The following is a 24,253-nucleotide window of genomic DNA, read 5'->3' as shown; positions in this document are numbered from 1 at the left end:
CGTACAGCCACCAGCGGGGAGTCGCCGGTCGCGGTGAGACGACGTCGACGAGTGCGGCGCGGCCGCCGGGATTGACCAGGGACTTGATGTGGGTGAGGGCGGCGGGCAGGTCCGGCACGTGGTGGAGCGTGGCCGCGCTGATGACGAAGTCGTAGCCGCCTTCGACATCGAGGATGCCCGACTCGAGATAGCAGACGTTCTGGCGTGGGCGTTTGCGCCGGGCCAGCCGGATCATCGGGCCGGACAGATCGACGGCGTCCACCTGGTCGAACCAGTCGACGAGCAGTACTGCGTGCCGACCTGCGCCGCAGCCGAGGTCGAGCGCCCGGCCGCGGGGCGTCGGCAGGACGGACGGCAGCCAGTCGCCGAACGGATCGTTGCTCAGGTCACCCAACCGGTCGTAGTTCCCGGCGAGCCGGTCGAACGATTGTGCCTCTTCCCACGACAACATCTTCTGCGCCTCCGCCAGATGTCTCATGAAAGAGAGACGCACGGCGGGGCTGGATGGTTGTAGGACTTTCGGACGAGTTTTCGGGGTCACCACGCACTGGTACGGCGAGCCGCCGTGGGCGCGACTCGCCGTACCAGTGGGCTCAGGTCAGGCCGGTCAGAGGGTCAGCAGGCGCTCGAAGAAGGCGCGGTACCGCTGGAGCGCGGCGCGGAGGTCCTCGGTGGACGGCTCGCCGTTGGCCCATTGGCTTTCCAGGCCCTGGTGCTGCTGGTCGAACGACGTGGACAGCCGCTGCAGCACGTCGCCGACGAGCTTGTCAGCGTCCGTGACCGAGTTTCGCGGGTCGTCGACGAAGCCCTGCTGGATGACGTCCCAGCGCGCCTTGAAGTCCACCGCGGTCTCGGTCGGCACCAGCGGGTCGTCGGCCGACAGCCCCTCGGTCGGGGTCTGCTCTCTGGTGTCGCCGGAGCGATCGTCGTCCGCAGTACGGTCGGCGTCGTCCAACCCACGGCCGGCGTCCGACGGCGTGTCGCCGTCGAGCCCGCGGTTGGCGTCGACCGGGTGGTCGTCGTCCACGAGGCGGGTGTCGTCCAGTGGCTGGTTGTCGTCCAGCCGTTGGTTGTCGCCGAGGCGTTGGTTGTCGTCCAGGCGTTGGTCGTCCTCGAGGCCGCGGCCGGCGTCCAGCGGGCGGTCGTCATCGAGGCGACGATCGTCGAGCGGGCGGTCGTCGAGCGGGCGGTCGCTGTCGAGCGGGCGCTCGCCGTCCAGCAGGCGGTCGTCCTCGTAGCGGTGGTCGAGCGGCTCGTTGTCCCTGGTGGTCATGATTGCTCCCTGGTGTCGGTCGGCCCCGTGACATGCCTTCCATCGATGTCCGCGCCATCAAGGTCCGCGCGTTGTCCGTCCAGCTCGGCGCGTTCGTCGACGAGCAGTACGTCGACCAGGCGCCGGTAGGCGGTGACGGCCTGGCGGAGGTCCTCGGTGTCCACCGGGCCCTGAGTCTGCGCGACCGCGACCCGGTGTGCCTCGCGGTAGTTCTCCGCGACCTCGGGGTGGTCGACCGAGATGTCCGCCGCCCGCTGGTCGAAGTCGTCGACCGGGTAGCCGGACTCGCGCATCATCCGCAGGACCAGGCGATCGGCCTGCTCGACGGAGTCGGCCGGCGCGTCCACGAACCCCTGCTGCAGGACGTTCCACTCCGCGCGGTACCGCTCGGCAGTGGCACCGGTCAGCGGGTGGATGTCGAGCTTTGCGCGACGCTGCTCGCGTTGACGCAGATCGCGTTCGGCGGCCTTGCGGTCGCCCGACTCCTCGATCGTGCGTTCGTACTCCGGTCCGAACCGCTGTTGCAGCTGGTCCGACCGCCGCCGCTTGTACGCGTACGCCGCCATGATGGCGGCAGCCACGACCACGACGATCACGATGATGGTGATGACGGTTCCCATCAGACCCTCCAGTCCGACTATCAGGCCTGCGATCTTGGGTGGACCGCGAGGACCTTCTCACGGCGGCCGAAAAGCTGTTCCGGTTCGCCTCACGTCCCCGTAGTTCTGCCCGTACCCAGCCTGAAACGACGAAACGTCCAGGGAACCATGGGTGGTGACCCACGGTTCCCTGGACGTGACAGCCGGTGCCTGATCCCGCTCGTCGTCAGGCCTTGGGGGCGAGCTTGTGCACGATGATGCCTGACTTGAAGGTGGTGGAACCGAGCAACTCGAGGTGGTTGATGTCGAGATCGACACCCTCGAACATCCGGTCGCCGCCGGCCAGCACGGGGAAGATCCAGAAGTGGTACTCGTCGACCAGCTTCCGCTCCAGCAGCGCCTTGTCGAACTCGCCGGTGCCGTACTTCAGCAGATCGCCGCCGTCCTGCTTCTTGAGCTCGGCGACCGCGTCGGCCGCGTCGCCCTGGAGCAGTTGCGCGTTCCAGGTGGTCTCCTTGAGCGTCCGGGACGCGACGTACTTGGGCATCGCGTTCAACTTGTCCGAGTACGGGTCGCCGCTGCGCTGCGGCCAGACCTCGGCGAAGCCTTCGTAGGTGACCCGGCCGAGCAGCAGTGCCTCGGCGTTCTCCATCAGGGCGACGGAGTAGGCGGTGTGTTCGTCGTCCCAGTACGGGCCGCTCCAGTTCTGCGGGTTGCCGATGGAGCCGTTCAGGGTCATGAAGGTGGATTCGATCAGCTTCCTCATGGTCTTGCCTTTCTTCTTTGATTTTGGGTGTTCACGGTTGGTACGGGTGTTCGGTGCGGGCGTTGCGGAGTGCTCGGGCCCACCAGACGAGCTGGTCGAGCGTGTTCTTGGCCGCGGCCTCGTAGCCGGAGCCGGAGCGGGGCCAGCTGCCATCGGCGGCGAACTGTTCCCAGTAGCAGGGCAGCGAGACGGTGTTACGAATGGCCACCGCCTGCAGCTCCGTGAAGACCTGCCGAAGTTGAGCCGCGGCGTACAGGCCTCCGCTCTCGCGGCCGTAGGCGACGATCGCGACCGGCTTGGCGTGCCACTCCTCGTAGTACCAGTCCAGTGCGGTCTTCAGCGGCGCCGGGAAGCTGCTGTTGTACTCCGGCGTCACCACCGCGAAGGCATCCGCCGCAGCCAGCCGCGGAGCCAGTACTGCGACCTCGGCCGGCGTCGGCTCGTCCGTGTCCGTCATCGTCGACGGCAGGTTCGCAACGGCCAGGTCGACCAGGTCTACGTCGAAGGCGGCCCGCTTGGCTGCCTGCTGGGCGAACCAGCCGGCCACTGTCGGTCCGAAGCGCCCGTTCCGGGTGCTGCCGATGATGACCGCCAGTCGCAACTTCAACCTGCTCACCTCCTCCGCGCCTGTTCCTCCGTGGCTGTTGAGGAAGACTCTGCCGGAGACCCTTTACGGTTTCTTTCCGGTCGTGGACGGCGCGGCCGGAAGGCTCCGAAAAGCGCAGGGCCGGAAACCCCGGGAAAGATAGGGTGCGGCCATGCGTTTCGGCGTGCTCGGACCGGTCACGGCCTGGACCGACAGTGGCGAGCCCGTCACTGTCCCAGGCCTGAAGGTGCGCGCCCTGCTGGCGGACCTGCTCGTGCACGAGGGCCGCCCGGTGCCGGCCGACCGCTTGATCGACCACCTCTGGGGCGAGGACCTGCCCGGCAACCCGTCCGGCACGCTCTCCGCCAAGGTCTCCCAGCTACGCCGAGCCTTCGACGACGCCGAGCCCGGCAGTCGGGCGCTGGTCGTGTCCGGTCCGGCCGGATACTCCCTGAAGGTCGACAGCGGCTCGTACGACGCGCTGGGGTTCTCCGCTCTGGTGGAGCAAGGGCGGTTGGATGACGCGCTGGCGCTCTGGCGAGGACCGGCCTTTGCGGACTTCGCCGACGAGGCGTACTTGGAGACGGCCATCGCGCGGCTGAGCGAGCAGCGGCTGACGGCGCAGGAGGAGTACTTCGAGACTCGGCTGGCGCGCGGCGAGCACAACGCGCTGATAGGTGAGCTAGCGGATCTCGTGGCGCAGCAACCGCTGCGGGAGCGTCTGCGGGCGACTCACATGAAGGCGCTGTACCGGGCGGGAAGGCAGAGCGAGGCCTTGGACAGCTACGAGCAGTTGCGCGTGCTGCTGGCCGACGAGCTCGGTCTGGACCCGAGTCCCGAGCTGGCGGCGGTGCAGCAGGCCGTGCTGCAGCAAGCGGTTCCGCCGCCGGACGTGCGGCCTCGCCGGACCAACCTTCCTGCCCAGCTCACTGATCTGGTCGGCCGCTCCGAGGCACTTGCGGAGATCCAGGACCGATTGTCTGAGGATCGCCTGCTGACACTGACCGGGCCCGGGGGAGTGGGCAAGACCCGCCTCGCTCTTGCTGCGGCTGCAGGACTGGCCGAGCGATTCCCCGACGGGGTGATCCTGGTCGAGCTGGCTGCGGTGACCCCTGACGCTCTTGACGTGACCGGCTCGCTCAGCGACGCAGTACAGGCTGCGTTGGATCTTCGGGACAGTGGGCCTGAGTCGGGTGGAGACAGGCTTGTTGCGGTCCTGGAGACGCTGGAACTACTGCTGGTGTTGGACAACTGCGAGCACGTGGTAGAGGCGGCTGCTGAGCTGACGGACCGCCTGCTCGCTGCCGCGCCTGGTCTGCGGGTACTGGCGACCAGCCGTGAACCGTTGGGACTGCCTGGTGAGGCGGTCTGGAGTGTGCCGCCGCTAGAGGTGCCTGCTGTGGCTGCTGACCTCGACGAACTCCGTGCATCCGCTGCCGTCCAGCTTTTCGTCGGGCGAGCGACGGCGGCTGACAGAGGGTTCGCCTTGGACGCCGACACTGCTTCAGCTGTCGCGGTGCTCTGCAGAAGGCTGGACGGCATCCCGCTCGCTCTCGAGTTGGCCGCTACTCGGGTTCGCGCGCTTGGTGTGCAGGGGCTGGTCGCACGGCTTGACGACCGGTTCCGTCTGCTGGCGACCGGACATCGGGGTGCCGCGCCCCGGCAGCAGACGTTGATGGCGATGATCGACTGGAGCTGGGAGCTGCTCTCTCCTGAAGAGCAGACCGTGCTCCGCCGGCTCGCAGTACACGCAGACGGCTGTACTCCGGACGCGGCCGAGCGGGTGTGCGCCGAGGAGGGCGTGGACGACGTACTCATCCGGCTGGTGGATCGGTCGCTCGTGGTGTCCGTGCACGGGGCCGACGGCCCGCGGTACCGACTGCTGGAATCGGTGGCCGCGTACTGCGTCGGCAGGCTGCGCGAGGCGGGTGAACTCGACCAGCTCCGTCAGCGGCACCACCTGTATTACGCGGACTTCGCGGAGCTGGCTCGGCCTCATTTGTATGGACCGGAGCAGAGCAAGTGGCTCCAGCGGCTCGACGACGAAGCGGGCAACTTCCGGAGCGCTCTGGACGGTGCTGTCGCCGCGGGGGACCTCGAGCTTGCTGAGCGGCTGGTGGACTCCCTGAGCTGGTACTGGTTCCTCAGGGGCCGCTTTGCTGAGGCGCGGCGGTCGTTGTTGGCTGTGCCGACGGATAGGGCCGCAGCTTGGCTCGCGGGGTTCATGTATCTCGACGGTGACAGTGATGCGGCCGCCGTTCGTGACCGTGTCCTGGCCACCGCGGACGCGAGGGCCAAGTGGTGGATCTCCTTCACTGGTAGCGATGCGGGCGATCTGGTGACCTGTCAGGCGCTGCTGGATGAGGCGCTGCCGGCCTTCGAGGAGGCCGGGGATCAGTGGGGCGTGGCTGCGGTGCTGGTGGCTCGTGGCAAGCACTCCCATGTCCGGTCGGACCTCAAGGCGTTGGAGGAGGATGCCGCTGAGAGCGCTCGGATGTTCCGGCAGCTTGGTGATCGCTGGGGTCTGCTGCAGTCCGTTGGCTGGCTCGGGGCGGTCGCTGAGCTCAGGGGAGAGCTCGAGCAGGCTGTGCGGCTCCACAGCGAAGCCCTGCAGATGGCTGAGGAGCTTGGTCTCTGGCCGGAGGTTGCAGGCGAGCTGGGATGGCTCGGCTGGACCTTCGTGAGGCAGGGCGACTACGACCGGGCGCTCGAGTACGGGGAGCGGGGACTGCGCTTGTCGACCGAGCAAGGATCCCGGCCGTCGCAGGCCCTGGCGGAGATCGTCCTGGGCTGCACGGCCCGGCGTACGGGTGATCTGGACGTTGCTGAGAAGCGGTTGCAGTCGCTGGTCGATGCGGCGCGTCGGCAGGACGAGCCGGTGCTTTATCTGTCAATGGTGCTGGAAGAGCTCGGGTACACGCTGGAGCTGCGCGGCGAACCTGCCGGCGCACGCGAACGGCATGTGGAGGCGTACCGGATCTCCCGCGAGTACGAGTCGGGGCGGGGGATGTGCTGGGCTCTGGAGGGGCTTGCGGCCTGTATTGCGGACAAGGTTGTGGCGGCGCACTTGCTGGGGGCTGCGGCTGTCGTCCGGGCTGCTGAGGGGCATCTGGTAACGGAGGCCGAGCAGCCGGATATCGAGCGGGCGGTCGTGGCTGCGCGGGCTGCGATTGGCACGGCTGCGTTCGAGGCGGAGTACGCGCGCGGCTCCGAGTTGGCGCTGGACGAGGCGTTCGCCGAGGTCGCTGAGTAGCTTTCGGGCTTCGCGCTGGGGCCGGGGTGGTTCGTCAGAGGTAGAGGTCGCCGGCCAGGTACTTGAGGCCGGTGTCAGCGGCGATGATGCGGTCGACCTCGTGCCGCATCCGGACGAACAGGTCGGGCGTGATCCGGCCACCGTCGCTCGGTACCACGACGAGGTCCGCGCCGAACGCCTGCATCGTGCGCAGCTTCTCCGGCGAGAACGCGTCCGACGAGACCAACGTCATCGGGTAGCCCTTCACCGCGCAGATGAACGCGAGCGACGACCCGGTACTGCCGCCGGTGAACTCGACCACCCGCCGCCCAGGCCGCAGTACGCCGCGTCGCTCGGCGCGGAGGAGAGGATCACGGCACTCAGTCTGCGAACAGAACCGGTACGTCGGCAACGAGTCGCTGCAGAGTCCGGGTGAATCGCTCCCGCTCGGCGACGGGGAGTTCCGCGGTGAGCTTCTCCAGGCGCTCGGTCAGCTCCTGGTGGAACCGGTGCACCGCGGTCGACCCGGCCGGGGTCAGGCTGACCTTCACCGCGCGGCGGTCGTGCGGATCCGCCTCGCGAACGACGAGGCCGCGCTGCTCGGCCCGATCGACCAGACCGGTGAGGCTGGACCGCTCGAGGCAGAGCTGGCCGGACAGCTCCGCCATCCCGACGGAGCCGTTGGTCAGCACGCAGAGCATCCGCGCCTGTGCCTCGGTGAGATCGCACCCGCGGCCGACCTCGGCGTACAAGTTCTGCACCAGGAAGGCCAGCCTGACCAGGCCGCTGGCGGCTCCGATGGTCTCCCGCATGGTGGCTCCACTTGTGATTGTTCGTGGCACGAAGTAATTTGTTCGTCAGGTCAACAGTACGTGGCACGAACTATTCGGGCAACGAGTACTGCAGCGTCTACAACAGGGCACAGGTGGAGCATGGACTACGGGCACGAGCTGGTCTTCGGCACGTTCCTGACGCCGGCGGTGGAGAATGCCGAGCGGGTGATCGCGCTGGCACAGCTGACCGAGCAGGTCGGGCTCGACCTCGTCACCCTGCAGGACCATCCGTACCAGCCGCGGCTGCTCGACGCGTGGACGTTGCTGTCGGTCATCGCGTCGCACACGCAGACCGTGAAGGTGTCGACCAACGTGGCGAACCTCCCGCTGCGCCACCCGGTCGTGCTGGCGCGCAGCGTGGCGACCCTGGACCGGATCACCGGTGGGCGGGTTGAGCTTGGTCTGGGGGCTGGTGGCTTCCTGCAGGCTGTTGCTGCGAACGGTGGGCCCGAGCTGACGACGGGGCAGAGCATCACCGCGCTGGAGGAGGCCATCGCGATCATCCGCGAGGTCTGGACTCCTGAGGGCGGTGGGATTCGGCTTGCAGGCAAGCACTACACGGTTTCCGGCGCCAAGAGAGGGCCGGCGCCTGCGCATGAGGTGGAGATCTGGTTGGGGGCGTACAAGCCTCGGATGCTGGCGCTGACCGGGCGGTTGGCGGACGGGTGGCTGCCGTCGAGCGGATACCTGCCGCCGGAGGAGCTTGCTGAGAAGAACAAGCTCATCGACGAGGCGGCTGTGGCTGCTGGGCGTGATCCGTCGGAGGTGCGGCGGCTGTACAACCTGTCCGGGCGCTTCGACGGACGTGGCGGCTTCTTGCAGGGACCGGAGGAGGTGTGGGTGGAGCAGCTCGCCGAGCTGACCCTCACTGAGGGGATGTCCACCTACATCCTCGGCTCCGACGACCCGGACGACATCCGCCGCTTCGCGGACGTCGCCGAAGGCGTCCGTGAAGCCGTCTCTTCTGCGCGCTCAGCAGCCTCCGCTTCAAGCTCGACGACTTCTGCATCCACGTCTTCTGCTGACGCGCTGTCCGCGGCGCCCGCTGTCGGCTCGCCTTCCTCGGCGCCCGGTGGGCGTGCGGCCGGCAGCTTCAGCGTGGTGCCTACACCGCCGCCTGCTGTGAAGCGGAGCGCAGTACAGCCCTGGGACGAATCCGAGCGCCCGACCGGCCCCGCGCTCGACCCGAACCGCACCTACACACCCCACGAGCTGGCGTCAGGCCAGCACCTCATCCAGGTCCACGACCATCTGCGAGCCGAGCTCGACCAGATCCGTGATCTGGTCGAGCAGGTGGCCGCTGGATCGATGGGCGTCGGGCAGGCGCGCTCCCACATCAACACCATGACCATGCGGCAGAACAACTGGACCCTAGGCGTGTACTGCGAGTCGTACTGCCGGCTGGTGACCACCCACCACTCGATCGAGGACGCTTCGCTCTTCCCGCGGTTGCGCCGGGCCGATCCCGCATTGGCCCCCGTGGTCAACCGCCTGCAGGAAGAGCACCTGGTGATCCACGACGTCCTGGAAGGCGTCGACAAGGCGCTGGTCGGACTGGTTGACGGATCAGGAGACATCAACGGCCTCCGCGCCGCGGTCGACCTCCTGGACGACGTACTGCTGTCGCACCTCTCCTACGAAGAGCGCGAACTAGTGGAGCCGCTGGCCCGTCTCGGAGTCATGTAGCAGCCCAACCCCGGAGTACGGCGGGACCGCGCGGCGGGGTTCGGCGTACGGGAGGCGGCGCGGCGGTCTCGGCGTACGGAGGGTTACTTCGCCTCGCCCAGGAGGGAGGCGAGGATGTCGAGGAGGCGGAGAGTGGGGGCCTCGCCGAGGACGCGGGCGGCGGAGGTCGCCGGCTCGGCGATCAGGCGGACCTGGAGCAGCTTGAAGTCGCGGACGTTGGCCGGGTTGACCAGGTCGCGGTGCACGGCCGCCAGGAACTCGGCGCCTGCGGACGAGCTGCTGTAGGTCATCCGGATGAAGCTGTCGCTGACCGGGTACAGGTACGGCCGCTTCAGGTGCAGCAACTTCGACTTCTTCGCCTGCCCGAAGCCGCGGTGCCCGGAGAATTTCTCGTCCAGCGCGTTGGCCGCCTCGAACAGGTCGGTCCCGGGAGCGGCGTCCTCGAGCCGCGCGTCGACCGGGATCGCGGCGAACTCCTTGTCCGCCTCCACCTCGAGCAGCCAGGGGATGTCCGCCGCCCGCAGGTCGGACCCGATCACCATCGTCCGGGCGAGGTCCTCCAAGGTCACCCTGTCCGGGTCCGACCCGCCGACGTTCGTCATCCCGGGCAGACCGTCGTAGTACCGGAGCACCGCGCCGTTCGTCTCGGCGTACAGCCGTAGCTGCGCGATTGCCTCGTCCACGACGATCTTCCGACTACCGATGTTCATGGCCACACCCTCACACTCTTCGTGGCAGACCCGCCAGCCGGATCGGGCATCCGTCTGACGAATCCGAACTACACCCGGATGCGCTGAATCGTAGGGGACGCCACCCCTCCCCGCAGCACAGGGTGACATCCCCACTCCTCCACAACCTGTAACCATCACCCCCGCGCCTCCCTGGACTCTCCGTCACAACCCAACCGAAGTGAGATGACCCGACGGGGATCCGCAGTCCGGGTCGAAGCGATCAACCGTGTGCATCAGCCACTCTTCGTGCACCTCGACGGCCCGGCCGTCGTACTCGTAGGTGTGATCGCGTCGCCAAACCGGAAGCCCCGGCGGGAGGTCGACCAAGCCGGTCTCTTCGTGGGCCTCGCGGGCCGCGGCTTCCTGCAATGTTCCGCCAGGTTCGATGCCGCCACCCACGGGGTACCAGCATTCGGCCTGTGTCTGAGGGTCCTTGGCGTGAATGAGCAGCAGACGGTCATCTTGATCCAACAACAGAAGCTTCACCGCGAGTCTCGCCACCGCCCAACAGTAGAGGTGGGGAGTTGGGCGGTGGCCTCCTTCGCTATTTCGGGATCGTAGGTTTCGGTGGAGTCAGAGGGTGGACAGGAGTAGGTGGAGCGCCAGAGCCGTGATCAGGGTGCTGGAGATCAGGGCTGTGGCGAGGCGGGCTCGTGGGGTGGTGAGGGCTCGGCCGAGTACGGCGCCGCTGGTGGCTAGGGCTAGTTGCCAGGAGGCAGAGGCGACGAAGGCCGCCAGGATGAAGACGGCTTGTTGGAGGTGAGTGGGGGTGGTGGCGTCCTGGCTGCCTAGGACCAAGGCGGTGAAGTAGATGATCGTGGTGGGGTTGAGCATGGTCATGGCGAGCAGGCCGGCATAGGCGCGCGCCGGGGTGAGTGGGGTGTCGGTCGAGCCCACGGAGGACTGGAGCCGGCGGTGTTGGGTGATCGCGGTGGTTGCGCCTCGGATTGCCAGGGTCAGGAGGACCAGCACCGAGATCCACTTCAGCGGGACCGTGATCGGTTCGATGAGTGGAGCCAGGGCTGAGCCGCCGAGGGTGGCGATCAGGGCGTAGACGCCGTCGGCTGTTGCGACGCCGAGGGCGGCGAAGGCGCCGAGCTTCAGTGAGGTGCGGGCGGTGAGAGCCACCAGGTATGTCGCGACGGCTCCGACGGGCATGGCGATGCCATAGCCGGCGAGGAGCCCTGCGACCAGGGCGGCGATCACGACTGCGAGTGGCTGGATCCCAACACTCGGCCGGCCTGCTGCTGGACCCGCACCGATCGAGCGGCGGAGGTCAACAGCAGAAGGACAATGGTCGTGGTCATGCCTAGATCGTGCCGTTCGCCACTTGCCCCAGCAACCCAATTTCGCTGGAACGCGTGGACCGGCGACCGCTCGAGCGAGTCAGCGTGAGCCACCACCGGAGCATGTAGGCGTGCGAGCGTGTGGGGTGAGTTGGCGTCAGAGGGTGTGGGCGTGGGCGATGGTGGGGGCCAGGAAGAGGAGGACGGGGCGGCCGGTGTTGGGGAGCATGGCGGCGTAGGACTGGAGTTGGGGGGCGTAGTAGGCGACCCGGGCGTCAAGAGCGGAGGCGGGGATCGCGTCGGTCTTGTAGTCGACGATGACGAGGGTGCCGTCGTCCTCGCGGTAGATGAGGTCGACGAAGCCTTCGAGGACTGTGCCGTCGGGTTGCAGGGTGCCGACGTACGACTCGCGCCAGTGTTCGCGGGCGGCTGCTCGTTGCACGACGTCAGAGGCCAGCGCCGAACGCACGAGCGCGGTCACGACATCGGCGTACTCGACGACTCCCTCGGCGAGGCACTGCGACGAGACGGCTGCGTCGAGGCCTGCGCCGGTGGCGAGGTCGACCACCTGCAGCACGCCGTGGACGGCTCGGCCGATGGCGGTGCCGTAGCGGCCTTTCGACCACGGAGGCAGCTCGACGTCGCGTGGGGCCTTGGCGATGCCCGGGTCGGCTCCATCGAGGGCGACGTCCGGGCCGGTTCCTTCGAGGCCGGAGGCGCTCTGGGCGGACTTCCGGCGGCTGGCCTGCCGCGCTGCCGTGACCCGCGCGGTCCACTCGGCCCGGTTGACGGGAGGTGCGACCTCAGAGGCCGGCGACTGTGCCTCGCTGGTCCGCGGTTCGAGGGCAGGGCTGGTGAAGAGGACGGCGTTGGCAGCGTCGACGCCACCCGCGGAGGCGAAAAGTTCCGCGTTGCTCGAGTGGCGGCGGTTGCCGGAGCGATGGAGCGAGACCACCAGGTGATCTCGGGCTCGCGTCGCGGCGACATACAGCAGGCGGCGGCGCTCGTAATCGTCCATCTGCTCGTCGACCGGCTGGACCAGGTCGAAGTCCTCGGTCTGGACGGACTTCTTCAGCTTGACCGCGTACCCGCCGTCGGGCGGCCACAACACCTGTACTCCGCGCTGGTGGTTCGGCGCGGCGGTCATGCCCGAGAGGATCACGATCGGGAACTCGAGACCCTTGGCCGCGTGGATCGTCATCACCCGCACGGCATCTGCGTCGGTCTCGGGGAGCACCGCCTCCGCGACGCGCGACGCCTCCTCGCCCTGGTGAGCGGCCCAGGCGAGGTACGACCGCAGGCCGCCGTGCTCCACCTCCGACCAAGCGCGCGCCTGATCCACGACGAACCGCACTCGGCGCCACGCATCACGAGCACGCGGTCCGGTCGCAGCAACCTCGAGCATCCGGCGATCCGCGACGATCTTCGCGAGTACTTCGCTCGGTGTCATCCAGCGCGACGCGTAGTACGTGCGGCGCAGCCACTCCATCGCCTCGCCGACCGGGTGGGTCAGCAGGGAGTCGGCGACAGGCGCCGTGAGGGTGAAGGAGCCGCCGGAGCGCTTCCAGGTGAAGAGGTCGTCGTCGCCGCAGCCGAAGAGCGGGGAGCGGAGAGCCGTGACGAGGGCGAGTTGGTCACTGGGATCGCCTAGCGCTCGGGCGCAGGCGAGGAGGTCGCGGACCTCGGCGGTCTGGTAGACGAGCGAGCTGGCCTCGGCGCGGTACGGGATGTCAGCGCGGTCCAGCGCCTCCTCGAGGAACGGCAGCGAGGTGCGGGCGGGAACCAGTACCGCGATGTCGCCGGCGCCGGCTGGTCGCCACGCCTCGGCCTTCTCGTCGTAGACCAGCCAACCTTCGCCCAGAGCCTGGTCGATGGCGCCCGCGACGTCGGCTGCTTCTCGTTCGCGGAGGACGGACGCCTGCGCGCGCGGCAGGTCGTCGTGAGGCTGCGCTCCCAACACCACCACAGCAGGCCCGGCCCCACTCGACCCCGGTGCCGCCGCGGCCGGCGCCGAGCCTCCGGTATCTGCACCTGCGGTGCCAGAGTCCGCACCCGCGGTGTCGGGTGGGTTGATGCGTCCGGCTGCGCTGGGGGAGTGGGCTTCGGTGGAGGTGGCATCTGGTGCCGGTACCACGGAGAGGTGGCGTCTGAGTGGGACGACAGTGGCGAGATCCGTCAGCACTTCCTCGGCTGCGTCATCCACGTCGTCGAAGTCGCCGAGAAGTGATAGCTGGTCGCCGGTCACCGGAGCCGCGTCGACGGGGTCGTCGGCAGCAGGCACCTCGGGCGACCCGTCACCACCCGCGGGCGCAAGGGAGAGCGTGGGCGATGAAACGCGGTGCGGCGTCAGCGGGTGGTACGTCGGCTGGGCTGCGGGCTCCGGGATGATCAGCTGGGCGAAGACCGTGTTGATCCAGTCGAGAACCGGTGGCACCGTCCGGAAGTTCGTGGTCAGCGTGACCGTCTCGCCGAGGAGCTCCTGAGCGGTCAGGTAGGTGGCGATGTTCGCCCGGCGGAAGCGGTAGATCGACTGCTTCGGGTCGCCCACGACGAAGAGCCGGCCGTCCGGCACCTCCACGTCTCGCCAGTCCGGGGCGTCGGCCTCGGCGCCGCCCGCGATCCGCACGGCCAGCTCGATCTGGATCGGGTCGGTGTCCTGGAACTCGTCCAGCAGCAACCGCTGGTACCGCTCCTGCAGCGCCGACCGCACCGCGGCATCCCGCCGCAGCAGATCACGCGCCAGCACCAGCAGATCGTGGAACTCGAGCCGCCCCTCGGCCCGCCGCAGCTCGGCAGACTCCAGCACCCGCTCCGCGATCCAGCGCGACAGATGCCGCAGGCAAGCATCCAGCAGCAGCTCGACCAGGGACCCGGCGACCTCGACCACCTCGGCGCAGTCGCTGCGGATCTTGGCGACGTCCGGCCAGTTCTCCTTGCGCCCGACCTTGCCGATCTTCAGCGCTCGCAGGCTCTGCAGGATCGCGAGCTGCGTCTCCTGGTCCGTGGCGGCGTCGAGCATCAGCCCGAGTTCACGGACCTGATGCACCTTCGCCAGCATCCGGTCCTCGTCGTCGCGGCAGTGCGCCACGGTCGCACCGATCTGAGCCGCGGCCGCGATCAGCCCGGTCAGGTCAGGCATCGCCACCAGCTCAGGCGGATCCACCAGCACGCGATCGCCGATCAGGTCCCAGTCGTTGCCGAACAACCGCGCCAAGGACCGCAGGTGCTTCAGCTCCACGCCGACGGCCATCGCCAGCAGCAGCGGCTCCGCGATCGAGTCGTCGTCCAGCAACTGCTGCTGCAGCTCGGACCACCGCTCCTCGAAGGCGACCGATGACCCGACCTCGTCCAGTACGTCGATCAGCGGCGGCAGCCCGGCATCGATCGGGTGCGCGAGCAGGAGTTGCTGCGCGAACGAGTGCAATGTCCCGATCGAAGCAGAGTCCAGGTCATCGAGCGCCTCGTCGGCCAAAGACCGGAATTCACCCTTCCGGGCCTTCTCGAACTCCACCCGCAACCGATCCCGAAGCTCCGCTCCCGCCTTCTCGGTGAACGTCACCGCCGCGATCTCCCGCAGCGGGATCCCGTCCCGCAGTACCAAGGTGGTCACGCGGTCGACCAGCGCGTGCGTCTTCCCCGAGCCCGCACCGGCCTCCACGAAGAGCGTGGACGCCGTGTCCGACCGGATCTGCTCGCGCGCGTTCTCGTCCAGGAGTTCAGTCATCGAGAGCCACCTCCTCGAACGCAGGCAGGGCACTCGGATCGATCAGCCGCACCAACCGCTCCAACGTCGGGTCGTTCCTCTTCCGCTCCCACCGGGCCCGGACCTCGCTGTGCCCGATCGCGTCCGGGTTGCAGTAGGGACACTGCACCCACAGGAAGTCCGGGATTTCCGGCGCCTTGGCCGGGAAGTACCCCGCGGCGATCGACGACACGATGACGTCGAGGGTGTCCACGTACCGCGCGGCCACCTCGGGGGTCAGCGGCACCGGGATCCGCCGCCCGCCCTTGCGCACGAACCAGTACGACGCTTCGACCGGCGTCCCCGGATCTCCTAGCCGAGCGCGTGCGGCGTACGCGTACACCGGCAACTGGAGCTTGGTCCCGGCGGCCACCGGATCCGACTCGATCGCCTCGTACCGGGAGAAACCCCCGGTTTTCACATCGGTGACGTAGATCGTGCCGTCCTTGCCGAGGTCGACCTTGTCGGCGGATCCGCGCAGCAACACGCGTCCCGAGGGCACCGGGATCTCCACCGGCGGCTCGCCATCGAACCCGAACCGCAACTCGCTCGCCACCACCGAGGCGTCGTGCTCGGCACGCCAGCGCTCGTCGTCGGCGAGCAGCACCAGCAGATCCCCGAGGATCCGCAACCGCTCGCGCTGCCACAACCGCGGATGGCCGGTCAGTCCTTCCGCCTCGAAGCGTTCAGCGAGATCCGCCCCGATCGTCAGCAGCAAAGACCGTTGCTCCTCCGACCACGGCTCGCCGTACCCGGGCAGCGAACTCGCCAACCGGCTGACGAAGGCGTCGAGGCTGTTGTGGATCAGATTCCCCACTTGCAGCGGCGAGATCACCAGCAGGTCTTCAGGAGCCTCCAGCGGCTCCACCTGCAGCAACCGCTCGACGAAGTACGCGTGCGGGCAGGACGCATACGACTCCAGCGAAGTCGGTGAGGCCACCCGGTCCTCCAGCGCGTAGTCCGGCAGACCAGACACGCCTGACAGGTTCCCGTCGAAGCGGGTGAACTCGTCCGATGCCCTTGCACGCAGCAGGATCCGAGCCTGATCGACCACGCCATCACCCAGCGAGAGACCGGCTGTCGCAGCGCGGACCTGCCAGTCCTGCTCAGTCGCGGGCATGGTTGCCGTAGTCAACGATCCCGCGTAGGAAGCCGACGTGAGCATGCGGTCGCCGTACTCGGCTTGGTCCCATTCGGTGGCGGCGAGCGCGTGGTCGCCGGTCAGCGAACGCAAGGTGCCGAGCAGCCAGCGCGTGGGCAGGCGGCGGCTCGAGCGGCGGAGGTCTCCGCGCGGGAACGACGCGACCACCCGCGACGATCCGGCGGAGAAGGCGGCGAGCAGGTGTCGCTGCTTCTCGTCGAGCCGGTCGCGGAACGACGCCAACTCCGGCGCGGCCGCCTCCCGGACCCGGTGGGGGAGCAGCGCGTCCTCGTGCACGCGACCGGGATAGAGGTCCTCCGACAGTCCGACCACGAAGACGGTGTCGACGGCCAGCCCGATGCTCGCAGACAGCGGTGCCACCAGTACTCCGGTGCCGAACGTCCCGACGCGGGGAAGCGACTGTTGCAACTCCAGGTCGAGGACATCCCGCAGTACGGAGAGGCTGGCCGGCGTACCGAGCTCGTCCAGCGTGGACAGCCCTCGCAGCGACACCTCGACCGCGACTGCGGCGTACTGCTCCTCGACAGGCAGCGAAGACACGTCGAGCAGCGCCTGGAAGAGACCGAGCACGGACTGAGCCACCTCCGCCCAGGTCCCGAGTTGAGAAGCCCCCTGCAGACGCCGACGGAGCTCCACAGCAAAGGAGTGCAGTTGCTGCGCATTACCCGCGTTGTACTGCGCTCGGCGGATCACGGCAGGTCGGGGATCCTCGGAGGCCTGCTCCTGCTCCGCAGTACGGCGCTCGGACTCCACATAGCGCGCCAACCGCTCGTCCCAGTCGTCACCGCGCACCACCCCGGCCACGCGCGACAGCCGCTCCCACTGCGGCACAGGGATGCGCTCGCCGGTGAAGTCGCGCGTCGGCGCGTTCGCGAGCGCCCGGAACAGATCGCCTCGCGGCAGATCGTGGTCGACCAGCGCGAGGACCTCCAGCAACGTCCGGGCGATCGCGCGCTCGTGCACAGGACGGGTGCCCGGCCCGTTGACCTCGATCTTGGCCGCGGCCAGGTGCTCGTGCAGCAGCCGCGCGTAGGGCGTCGCCGACGCGTAAAGCACCGCGATCCGATGAGCAGGCGTGCGCTCCAGCGACCTGACCACATCACGCACGACACAACGAACCTCGTCATCGGCATCCGACGCGTTCAGTACTTCGGTGGCGACCGGGTAGTTCTTCGCGATGGACGTCGGCAGGTCGATCCCGATCCGCTCCAGGGACCGCCGCACGGCGCGATCGGCCCGCCGGACATCGGTCAGCCCGACGATCACCGTCAGATCCGCGGCGGCATCGCCCAGCGCCTCGACGAATCTCGCTTCAGCCTGAGTCAGCTCCTGTGGCAGGTAGAGCACCAGCGCGCCGAGCTCCGCGACCACCGAGGGATCCTCGGAGCACCGAGTGGAAGCAGCCATCAGAAGATCGGTCTCGTCGTACCACTCGGGCGCCAGGTCATCGGTGACGTGGCGGTGCAACCGGACCAGGTCAGGGCCGAGACTGGAAGCGGCGGCGACCTTGTCGAGCGCGGTGGCGCTGAGATCACGCAGCTCTCGATGGGCCGCTGCAAGCGCTTGAATGGTGGACGGATGCTCCGCCACGTCCGTGAAGATCCCCGGCGCCTTCGACAACGCAGTACGCCAGGTCGCGGCGACGATCGGGCGGGTGGCCGGGCGCCGCGGCGCGAGCAGACCGCCGGCAAGCTGCTCGGCGAGCCGCGGCAGCGTGGCCAGGAAAAGGCCCGCGATTCCGGACTGGGCCAGGAAACGGCGGGCGGCGACACCGGCCAGGTTGTTGGGCAGCAGCAGCGTGACAGGCTTCATCGGGTCGTCGCTCTTCAGCCCCGCCACGACACCCTGGAGTCGCTCCAGGGCGGCCGCGCCGTAGGCCGTGATCTCGATCCGGGTCGCGCTCACCATTCCCCCTGCTCGACTGTTACTGCCTGCTCGACTGTCACCGCAGACGTTAGCGCCCCCCTCCGACAAACAAGCGACATTCGAGCGAACCCGCGAAACGCCCACGTAGCTGCGGTGGCGGCGATCGCCTCGGACAATGAAGGAATGACCAAGGAGACCACGATCGCCCGCGTCCTCGTGGTGCTGGTCTTCGCCCCGGCGGGCGGCCTTTTCGGGAAGGCCGTCGCCGTCGCCGCGTCCGGCCGGCACTGGTGGCCGTGGCTGGTCGCGGCGCTGGCCTGGCTGGTGATTTCGGGGCTGGTCGCGGTGGCGGTGTCGAGCCGGTTCGACGAGCACAGATAATGCTCCGATGGCCGCCGCTGTGCACCACATCGAGATCTGGGTCCCGGACCTCTCCCGAGCGCTGAACGACTGGGGCTGGGTCCTGCGCCGGCTGGGCTGGAAGGACGGGGACGGCTGGCCCGGCGGATTCATCTTCAAATCGGGCGTCGACAGCTCGTACATTGTCGTCGAGCAGAGCCCGGCACTGTCCGCGACCACCCACGACAGGCTCCGGCCCGGCATGAACCACCTGGCGCTGAACGCCGCCAGCCGGGCCGAGGTCGACGCGATCGTTGCCGAGGCAGCGAACCACGGCTGGACACTGATGTTCGCCGATCGTCATCCGTACGCCGGCGGCCCGCAGCATTACGCCGCTTTCCTGCATAACCAGGACGGCTACGAACTCGAGATCGTGGCCCCCGACTGACGGATCGGCAGGTGAGACTTCTGATGTCTGGAGTGACACCCGGGACTGTTGGTGTGACATGGTTGGCAAAGGCATTTGCTGGGTCGCGGGGCAAAGGTGGAAGGACGGTGCTCGTGACGGAGACGCCTGACGGGGGAGGTGTGCCCGGACCGGTTTCTCCAGAAGTTCTGGAAGCACGGATCCGCGGCCTGCAGTTCGCGCTCGGCGAACTCCTCGAGAACGCCCGTCGGCACACCCGAGGCGAGCACCAGCGCGCCGTGCAGTTGCATCGGCAGATGCAGGCCGAGACAGTCGCCGCACGGCGGGAGTCGCGCGGTCTGGTCGAGGCCGCGACCGCGGAGGCACTCGCCACCGCGGAGCCCGCGGCCCGGCTGGCGGCCGACCGTTTGGCACCCGGGCTGGCATCGATCCCGCCCAACGACGCCCGCTGGCGTTCGAGGCAACTCGTCGGCGCCGGCACCCCGTCATACGTGCGGGTCGGCGAGCTGGAAACCGGTACTCCGGTGGTGGCGCCGCTGCTGCGCACCAACGGGTGGAAGGTGACGGCGGATCGTCACGAGGCCGCGCGGCGGTTGCTGCAGAGCGTGGCGTTGCGGCTGGTCGCCTCGGCCGAGCCGTTCCGGCTGCGCATCGACGCGTTCGACCCGCGGCTGACCGGGATGATGGGGCTGCTCGGGCACCTGACCACGAAGTACCCGCAATTGGTGCCGAGGGCAACGCACACCGCGGATCAGCTGCACACGGTGCTGTCCGGGTTGGTGGACGTGTCTTCGATGCGTGCCAGCAGGCAAGCACAGTTGGGGCACAAGCGGTTCGAGGATCTGGTCCGGGAGAGCGGCCGGGTGACCGATCCGTACCGGTTGATCGTGCTGTTCGACTACCCGGCCGGCATCGACAACCTGGCCCAGCGCGACCTGGTCCGGCTCGCGGCGACGGGTGCCGATCGGGGCATCTGCTTCCTCGTCCACCACGACCCGAGCAGCACCTCCGAGCACGAGGTCGACGCGCGGCAGTTGCTCACCCTCCTCGATCCCGTTGCCATCATCAACGAGAAGGTCGAGCTGTCGCAGCTGCCGAACGTGCCGGCCAAGCTCGATCCGGCCTTCGACGCGAACGTTGCCGCCGGCATCTGTGATGTCATCGCCGAGCTGGCCGAGATCGCGGTGCTGCCGACGATCGACTTCAACCGCACCCTGCCGGAGCGCCACACCTGGTGGCAACCGGTCACGGACGAGCTCAACACGGTCATCGGGTACGACGACCGCACCCCGGCGCTGGTCCGCCTGCGCAGCGGCAATCCCGCTCTTCCGCATGTTCTCGTGGGTGGCGCGGTCGGCCAGGGCAAGTCGAACCTGCTGCTGGTGCTGATCCACGGACTGGCCGCGCGCTATACCCCGGCGGACCTGGAGATGTATCTGCTCGACTTCAAGCACGGTGTCGAGTTCTCCTCGCTCGGGCCGGCCAACGAGCGGGAGCACTGGCTGCCGCACGTGCGGGTCCTCGGCATCCACAGCGACCGGGCGTTCGGCCTCGCCGTGCTCCGCCATCTGTCGGACGAGCTGGCCCGGCGCAGCGAGATCTTCAAGTCGCACGGAAACGTCGCGGACATCGCCGAGCTGCCGGTGAGCGAGGACCGCCCGCCGCGCATCCTCGCGGTACTGGACGAGTTCCAGGTGTTGCTCGAGGACGACGACGAGCTCGCCGACGAGGCGGCTCGGTTGCTGGAGCGGCTGGTCCGGCTTGGCCGCGCGTACGGCGTCCACGTGGTGCTGGCGACGCAGACGATCGAGGGCGTGAAGCGGCTGTCCACCCGGCGCGACTCGATCTTCGGGCAGGTGCCGTACCGGATCGCGCTGAAGACCACGCCGGCCGACTCGCAGGCGATCCTGCGGACCGGGAACACCGCCGCCGCCGAGCTGCAGTTCCGCGGCGAGGCCGTACTGAACGCGAACTTCGGCTCGCCCGACGACAACCAGCACGTCCTGGTGAGCTTCGCGGACAAGGTCGTCCTCGACGATCTCCGCCGCGAGCTGTGGGAGAAAGCCGGTACTACGCACCCGCCGCGGGTGTTCCACCTGGCCGAGCCGGCCCGGGTGACCGACACGGCGGCGGCGGTTCGACCCGAGTTGGGGGGTCCGTGGACTGGGCTGCCGATCGCGGTGACGGAGGAACCTGTTGCCGTGGAGGTGCGGCCCGAGCCCGGAGCCGGAGTACTGGTTCTCGGTGATGGTCCGGCGGATGCGCTCGGTGTGTTGACGGGACTCGCCGTCTCCGCGGCCGCGGCAGCTGCCGTACCGCCGCGGTTCATCTTCATGGACGGGACCGACTCGGCGCCGGTGGTTGCCGAGGGCAAGGGCGCGTTGATCCAGACGTTGCAGCAGCTCGGGTGTGAGGTCGAGACCGTCGACAAGCACGGCGACATCGTGCCGCGGCTGTTCTCCCTGCGGGACACGGTGCGGGACGGCCACGTCGGCGGTGCGACGTACCTGCTGGGCTTCGGCTTCCACGGCGTGCCCAAGATGCAGCTGCACGCCGACGGGTTCTTCGAGAGTCCCGCGAACGCGTTGCAGGACATCGTCCGCGGGGGACCGGCCCAGGGCCTCGTCACCTTCGGCTGGTGGAACCGGCTGCACGTCTGCACCGAGCAGCTCGGCTTCAACCGAGCCAACGTCGCCACCCACCTGTTCCTGCGCCACCCGCAGGACGGAGTCCGCGCGGTGGCCGGCTCGCTGATCAGGTGGGCGTCCGAGCCGCACCGCGCGCTGCTGTGGGACGGGCTGCACCCCGAGGCGCAGGTCGTCGTACCGTTCGCGCCGCTGCGTTTCGACGAGGTCGACCGTCTGCTGGAGCTGGTACGCCGATGAAGACCGAACAGCAGGAGTGGTCCGACTACGCGCGGGCCCTGCGGCAGGTGGCAGGCGCGCGGGCGGACGCCCAGCAGGCCCAGGACAGACTGACCGCGAACCGGTCGAAGGCGGAAGCCACTGCGATGGCAGAGGCGGACGCGATGGCCGAGCGTGGCCGCAAGCTGGAGACCCGGCTCAACGCGCTCGCCGAGGCGGCTGCTGCCAGCTTGCAGCGTGCCGGACTACCGCCGGAGGGCAAGCGGGCCACCATCCCGCTGCCGGAAATGCGCGGTATGACGGACATGGAGGCCGCCGCGGCCAAGCTCACCAAGCAGCTCGAGGACACGGTCGACAAGCTGGAGGAGGTCCGGACGAAGGCCCGGGCCCTGCAGGAGCGCCGCAGACGCCGTACGATCAGCGCCGCCGAGGTGCTGGTCGGGCTCCTGGTGGTCTGGGCGTTCAGGGGCTCGCTCCTGGTCGCCCTGGAGGCTGCCGCGATCGCCGCGGTCACACTGCTCGCCGCGTCGCGGGCGCTGGGGCTGCCGCGCCTGCCCGGTGCTCGATGGTGGGGCTGGGGCGGGTCGGCCGTGGTCTTCATCGTGATGGCAGCAGGCCTGCCCTGGTGGCTGGCGATCCTGGTACCAGCGGCAGTCTCCGGTACGGCGATCGTGCTGCCGAAGAAGCGCAACCAGTAGAAGCGACTTTCAGGAAGAGGCAGTAAGTGTCCGACGTACAGCGGCTCAAGGAACAGCTGCACCAGGTCTCCGCCGAGGCCAAGCAGGCAGCGGGCGGCCTGGCCGGCTTCAAACTCCGTTTCACCCAGCACAGCGCCCAGGTGGAGAGCCTGATCGCCGGTACTGCGACCGGGGTGGACCGCGACATCTCGGAGATCCTCGACGCCGCCGGCAAGGCGGTCGAGCAGGCCGCGGAGGCCCTGGAGATCGCCTCGGCCGGCTGCAAGAGCTACGCCGACCAGATCTGAGCAGATGCCCTCCGACCTGCAGCGAGTCGCTCGCGGCCTCGTCGAGTGTCTCGACGAGGTCCCGCAGGTAGTAGCCCACCTCCAACGCACAGCCGAACGCTGTAGGGAGAACGCTGCCCTAGCCATGGCCGCTTCCGAGGGCCGCGCCACGGTAACCGCCCAACAACTGGACGCGGCCGCCCGTTCGTGTGAGCAGGCCGCGCATTACTTGTCGATGGCGCCGCCGAAAGCCCGTGCTTGGGCCGAACGGCTGGTCGGCGCGTCGCGCTCCAGCGACCAGCCAGACGCCCAGTCGGCAGACCGAAACAAGGCGACCGGCGGGTCGGGGGACATTGCCGAGCGTGATGTCTTCGGCCGTGTCGAGCGGCTGTCGCTGCCGTTCAAACCTTCGGAACCTGCCGAGGGCAACGAACCCCCGCTGATCCAGGTCGCCCGGAAAGCCTTCGAGAAGCTCCGCAACAAGCAACAGAAGGCCGAAGAGCAGTACGAGGAACCCGAGCCGATCGAACTGGAGATCCTAGTCGCGGAATCAGGCGACCTCGAGATCACAGAGCAGGACCCGCCCGAGGAGTCGCAGTACGAGATCCAGGTCGACCTCGGCCCGGCGGTCGCAGAACTCCTGAAGTCCATGGCCGCCGACTCCCGCCAACAATGGTCCGAAGCCCACATCACCATCACCCCAGACCGAGTAACCGCGAACTACACCTACACCAAAAACCCGATCGCACCCGAGCCCCCTGTGGTTGATATCGAGCTCCCTGCACTTGTCGGCAGTTCTAGAGACACTCGGCAGCAGGAGCCGGTCGTCGTACCGGAGCTAGACGTCGCACTCGACGAAGCCCCAGACTTCGACCCGGCCTTCCATCGAGGTGCTCTGGGTGTGGAGTTCACCCCTGGGGTTCACGACCCGCAAGGCACCTTCGAACCCAAGGAACTGGACGTGGCGAAGCGGTTGGAGAAGGAAGGATGGCGGGTCGACGCCAGGCTGGCAGATCACGGGTCAGGTGATAAGAACCCGGACTCGATGGTGAGGAGGAGCCGCGCCGACCGCGGGGTTGAAGTCGAGTTCAAGACACTGAGGAGCGGCAAGGCCGATGCAATCAAGCGCAACATCCTCGACGCCGGCAAGCAAGTCCCACCGGGTGGTGAGGTGGTCATCGACGGGAGGCACGTCGGCTTGGAGGAGGCTGCCGCCTTGCGCGCGTTCCGCAGGGCGGTTGGTCAACCGGGGAGGACAATTGCGGGGGTCGTTCATTGTCTTCTGGGCGATGGGCGGCTGGTGACCTACACGAAGGGGTCTTGATGTCGACCGTCGACAATGTGTTTTTGAGTGTGGAGGAGCCTCCAACGGTGGTCGCCGGATGGCTGACGGACGTGCTGGGGTTCGAGCAGGTTGCGGGGCAGGCCGTTGGTGAGGAGGTCGGTCTGCGTGGCCGAGCGAAGGCGGACGATGGATGGCTCGGAGTTGTGGTTCAGCGCAACGGCTATGTGTCGCCGGAGCCGGAGGCTGATGAGGTTCAGGCGATCGATGCTTATGGGATCGAGATCGGCATTCGATACCGGCCCGAGGCCATGCTCCATCGGGAAGCACGGTCGATCTTCGACAAGTTGGTCGAGGCGCGACCGGAGGTTCCGATGTTGTTGACAGAGAACCTGGAGATCCTGGTTGCAGCCCACCTGCCAGGAGTGGGTACGCAGTACTTCGACCCCGGTACGACGCTCGACGCGCCAGATGTCGACACCTGGCGACCGTGGGTGCGTATGTAAGGCGGTCACTCTCGAGCCGGCGGATGTCGGGACGGCGGCGGACTCACTGACGGCATCACGTCGGGAGAACGGTGCGCTCTCCGGAAGGTTCGAAAAAGTTCTGTGGAAT

At 68.3% G+C, this 24,253-nt stretch carries 20 protein-coding genes and 1 pseudogene; 9 read left to right on the top strand and 12 right to left on the bottom strand.

Annotated elements, in window-relative coordinates; genetic code table 11:
• Positions 1-52 precede the first annotated feature (52 nt).
• The 5 genes and pseudogenes from EV648_RS34110 to EV648_RS34090 form a co-directional block, all read right to left on the bottom strand.
• Positions 53-451, bottom strand: a pseudogene (locus EV648_RS34110) (class I SAM-dependent methyltransferase); the annotation flags it as partial.
• Between the two features lie 156 nt (positions 452-607).
• Complete coding sequence (locus EV648_RS34105) at positions 608-1,273, bottom strand: hypothetical protein (RefSeq protein WP_132299232.1); 666 nt, start codon at positions 1,271-1,273, stop codon at positions 608-610.
• A complete protein-coding gene (locus EV648_RS34100; RefSeq protein ID WP_199234966.1) occupies positions 1,270-1,893 on the bottom strand; it encodes a hypothetical protein in 624 nt (207 codons plus the stop codon). The genes EV648_RS34105 and EV648_RS34100 overlap by 4 nt, the downstream gene beginning before the upstream one ends.
• Before the next feature lie 205 nt (positions 1,894-2,098).
• Positions 2,099-2,638 (bottom strand): dihydrofolate reductase family protein, encoded by a 540-nt coding sequence (locus tag EV648_RS34095; RefSeq protein WP_132299231.1) that lies wholly within the window; start codon positions 2,636-2,638, stop codon positions 2,099-2,101.
• A 31-nt stretch (positions 2,639-2,669) separates the two neighbouring features.
• Complete coding sequence (locus tag EV648_RS34090; RefSeq protein WP_370452758.1) at positions 2,670-3,245, bottom strand: NADPH-dependent FMN reductase; 576 nt, start codon at positions 3,243-3,245, stop codon at positions 2,670-2,672.
• Positions 3,246-3,396: 151 nt separating this feature from the next.
• On the opposite strand from EV648_RS34090, the gene EV648_RS34085 reads away from it, so the two are divergent.
• Positions 3,397-6,477 (top strand): BTAD domain-containing putative transcriptional regulator, encoded by a 3,081-nt coding sequence (locus tag EV648_RS34085; RefSeq protein WP_132299229.1) that lies wholly within the window; start codon positions 3,397-3,399, stop codon positions 6,475-6,477.
• A gap of 34 nt (positions 6,478-6,511) precedes the next feature.
• Here EV648_RS34085 and EV648_RS34080 read toward each other — a convergent pair whose 3' ends face one another.
• Both EV648_RS34080 and EV648_RS34075 read right to left on the bottom strand, forming a co-directional pair.
• Positions 6,512-6,868 carry a pyridoxal-phosphate dependent enzyme gene (locus EV648_RS34080; RefSeq protein WP_132299228.1) on the bottom strand — a complete coding sequence of 119 codons (357 nt, stop codon included), beginning with the start codon at positions 6,866-6,868 and terminating at the stop codon, positions 6,512-6,514.
• Complete coding sequence (locus EV648_RS34075) at positions 6,837-7,268, bottom strand: MarR family winged helix-turn-helix transcriptional regulator (RefSeq protein ID WP_132299227.1); 432 nt, start codon at positions 7,266-7,268, stop codon at positions 6,837-6,839. The genes EV648_RS34080 and EV648_RS34075 overlap by 32 nt, the downstream gene beginning before the upstream one ends.
• A gap of 120 nt (positions 7,269-7,388) precedes the next feature.
• On the opposite strand from EV648_RS34075, the gene EV648_RS34070 reads away from it, so the two are divergent.
• The gene (locus EV648_RS34070) at positions 7,389-8,975 is read left to right on the top strand and encodes an LLM class flavin-dependent oxidoreductase (protein WP_132299226.1); all 1,587 of its coding nucleotides are present in this window, start codon (positions 7,389-7,391) and stop codon (positions 8,973-8,975) included.
• An 83-nt stretch (positions 8,976-9,058) separates the two neighbouring features.
• Here the strand turns inward: EV648_RS34070 and EV648_RS34065 are convergent, their stop codons facing one another.
• The 5 genes from EV648_RS34065 to EV648_RS34045 form a co-directional block, all read right to left on the bottom strand.
• On the bottom strand, positions 9,059-9,685 hold the full coding sequence (locus EV648_RS34065) for a DUF6308 family protein (RefSeq protein ID WP_132299225.1): 627 nt from the start codon (positions 9,683-9,685) through the stop codon (positions 9,059-9,061).
• A gap of 183 nt (positions 9,686-9,868) precedes the next feature.
• On the bottom strand, positions 9,869-10,207 hold the full coding sequence (locus tag EV648_RS34060; RefSeq protein ID WP_132299224.1) for an NUDIX domain-containing protein: 339 nt from the start codon (positions 10,205-10,207) through the stop codon (positions 9,869-9,871).
• A 72-nt stretch (positions 10,208-10,279) separates the two neighbouring features.
• Positions 10,280-10,912, bottom strand: a complete 633-nt coding sequence (locus EV648_RS34055) for a LysE/ArgO family amino acid transporter (protein WP_241995869.1) — start codon at positions 10,910-10,912, stop codon at positions 10,280-10,282.
• A gap of 237 nt (positions 10,913-11,149) precedes the next feature.
• Entirely contained in the window at positions 11,150-14,716 is a 3,567-nt protein-coding gene (locus EV648_RS34050) for an exodeoxyribonuclease V subunit beta (RefSeq protein WP_132299223.1), read from the bottom strand.
• A complete protein-coding gene (locus EV648_RS34045; protein WP_241995866.1) occupies positions 14,709-17,804 on the bottom strand; it encodes a PD-(D/E)XK nuclease family protein in 3,096 nt (1,031 codons plus the stop codon). The genes EV648_RS34050 and EV648_RS34045 overlap by 8 nt, the downstream gene beginning before the upstream one ends.
• Positions 17,805-17,945: 141 nt before the next feature.
• On the opposite strand from EV648_RS34045, the gene EV648_RS34040 reads away from it, so the two are divergent.
• The 7 genes from EV648_RS34040 (at position 17,946) to EV648_RS34010 (ending at position 24,144) form a co-directional block, all read left to right on the top strand.
• Entirely contained in the window at positions 17,946-18,143 is a 198-nt protein-coding gene (locus EV648_RS34040) for a hypothetical protein (RefSeq protein ID WP_132299222.1), read from the top strand.
• Between the two features lie 7 nt (positions 18,144-18,150).
• On the top strand, positions 18,151-18,549 hold the full coding sequence (locus EV648_RS34035; protein WP_132299221.1) for a VOC family protein: 399 nt from the start codon (positions 18,151-18,153) through the stop codon (positions 18,547-18,549).
• Between the two features lie 113 nt (positions 18,550-18,662).
• Entirely contained in the window at positions 18,663-21,413 is a 2,751-nt protein-coding gene (locus tag EV648_RS34030) for an FtsK/SpoIIIE domain-containing protein (RefSeq protein ID WP_241995863.1), read from the top strand.
• A complete protein-coding gene (locus tag EV648_RS34025; protein WP_132299220.1) occupies positions 21,410-22,090 on the top strand; it encodes a hypothetical protein in 681 nt (226 codons plus the stop codon). The genes EV648_RS34030 and EV648_RS34025 overlap by 4 nt, the downstream gene beginning before the upstream one ends.
• 26 nt (positions 22,091-22,116) lie before the next feature.
• Positions 22,117-22,377, top strand: a complete 261-nt coding sequence (locus EV648_RS34020) for a hypothetical protein (RefSeq protein ID WP_012922179.1) — start codon at positions 22,117-22,119, stop codon at positions 22,375-22,377.
• A 4-nt stretch (positions 22,378-22,381) separates the two neighbouring features.
• Positions 22,382-23,680 (top strand): hypothetical protein, encoded by a 1,299-nt coding sequence (locus EV648_RS34015; protein ID WP_132299219.1) that lies wholly within the window; start codon positions 22,382-22,384, stop codon positions 23,678-23,680.
• Positions 23,680-24,144: a hypothetical protein gene (locus EV648_RS34010; protein ID WP_132299218.1), complete on the top strand. Its 465-nt coding sequence runs from the start codon at positions 23,680-23,682 to the stop codon at positions 24,142-24,144. The genes EV648_RS34015 and EV648_RS34010 overlap by 1 nt, the downstream gene beginning before the upstream one ends.
• The last annotated feature ends 109 nt before the right edge of the window (positions 24,145-24,253 follow it).

The sequence above is a fragment of the Kribbella sp. VKM Ac-2568 genome (assembly GCF_004345365.1).
Taxonomy (GTDB): Bacteria; Actinomycetota; Actinomycetes; order Propionibacteriales; family Kribbellaceae; genus Kribbella; species Kribbella orskensis.
Note: the sequence above shows the minus strand (reverse complement) of the source record. Positions and strands in the feature narration are given on the sequence as shown.

Coding starts and splice junctions, on each gene's coding strand:
- EV648_RS34105 (WP_132299232.1), bottom strand. CDS start 1,273: ATGACCACCAGGGACAACGAGCCGCTCGACCACCGCTACGAGGACGAC.
- EV648_RS34100 (WP_199234966.1), bottom strand. CDS start 1,893: ATGGGAACCGTCATCACCATCATCGTGATCGTCGTGGTCGTGGCTGCC.
- EV648_RS34095 (WP_132299231.1), bottom strand. CDS start 2,638: ATGAGGAAGCTGATCGAATCCACCTTCATGACCCTGAACGGCTCCATC.
- EV648_RS34085 (WP_132299229.1), top strand. CDS start 3,397: ATGCGTTTCGGCGTGCTCGGACCGGTCACGGCCTGGACCGACAGTGGC.
- EV648_RS34075 (WP_132299227.1), bottom strand. CDS start 7,268: ATGCGGGAGACCATCGGAGCCGCCAGCGGCCTGGTCAGGCTGGCCTTC.
- EV648_RS34070 (WP_132299226.1), top strand. CDS start 7,389: ATGGACTACGGGCACGAGCTGGTCTTCGGCACGTTCCTGACGCCGGCG.
- EV648_RS34065 (WP_132299225.1), bottom strand. CDS start 9,685: ATGAACATCGGTAGTCGGAAGATCGTCGTGGACGAGGCAATCGCGCAG.
- EV648_RS34050 (WP_132299223.1), bottom strand. CDS start 14,716: ATGACTGAACTCCTGGACGAGAACGCGCGCGAGCAGATCCGGTCGGAC.
- EV648_RS34045 (WP_241995866.1), bottom strand. CDS start 17,804: ATGGTGAGCGCGACCCGGATCGAGATCACGGCCTACGGCGCGGCCGCC.
- EV648_RS34040 (WP_132299222.1), top strand. CDS start 17,946: ATGACCAAGGAGACCACGATCGCCCGCGTCCTCGTGGTGCTGGTCTTC.
- EV648_RS34035 (WP_132299221.1), top strand. CDS start 18,151: ATGGCCGCCGCTGTGCACCACATCGAGATCTGGGTCCCGGACCTCTCC.
- EV648_RS34025 (WP_132299220.1), top strand. CDS start 21,410: ATGAAGACCGAACAGCAGGAGTGGTCCGACTACGCGCGGGCCCTGCGG.
- EV648_RS34015 (WP_132299219.1), top strand. CDS start 22,382: ATGCCCTCCGACCTGCAGCGAGTCGCTCGCGGCCTCGTCGAGTGTCTC.
- EV648_RS34010 (WP_132299218.1), top strand. CDS start 23,680: ATGTCGACCGTCGACAATGTGTTTTTGAGTGTGGAGGAGCCTCCAACG.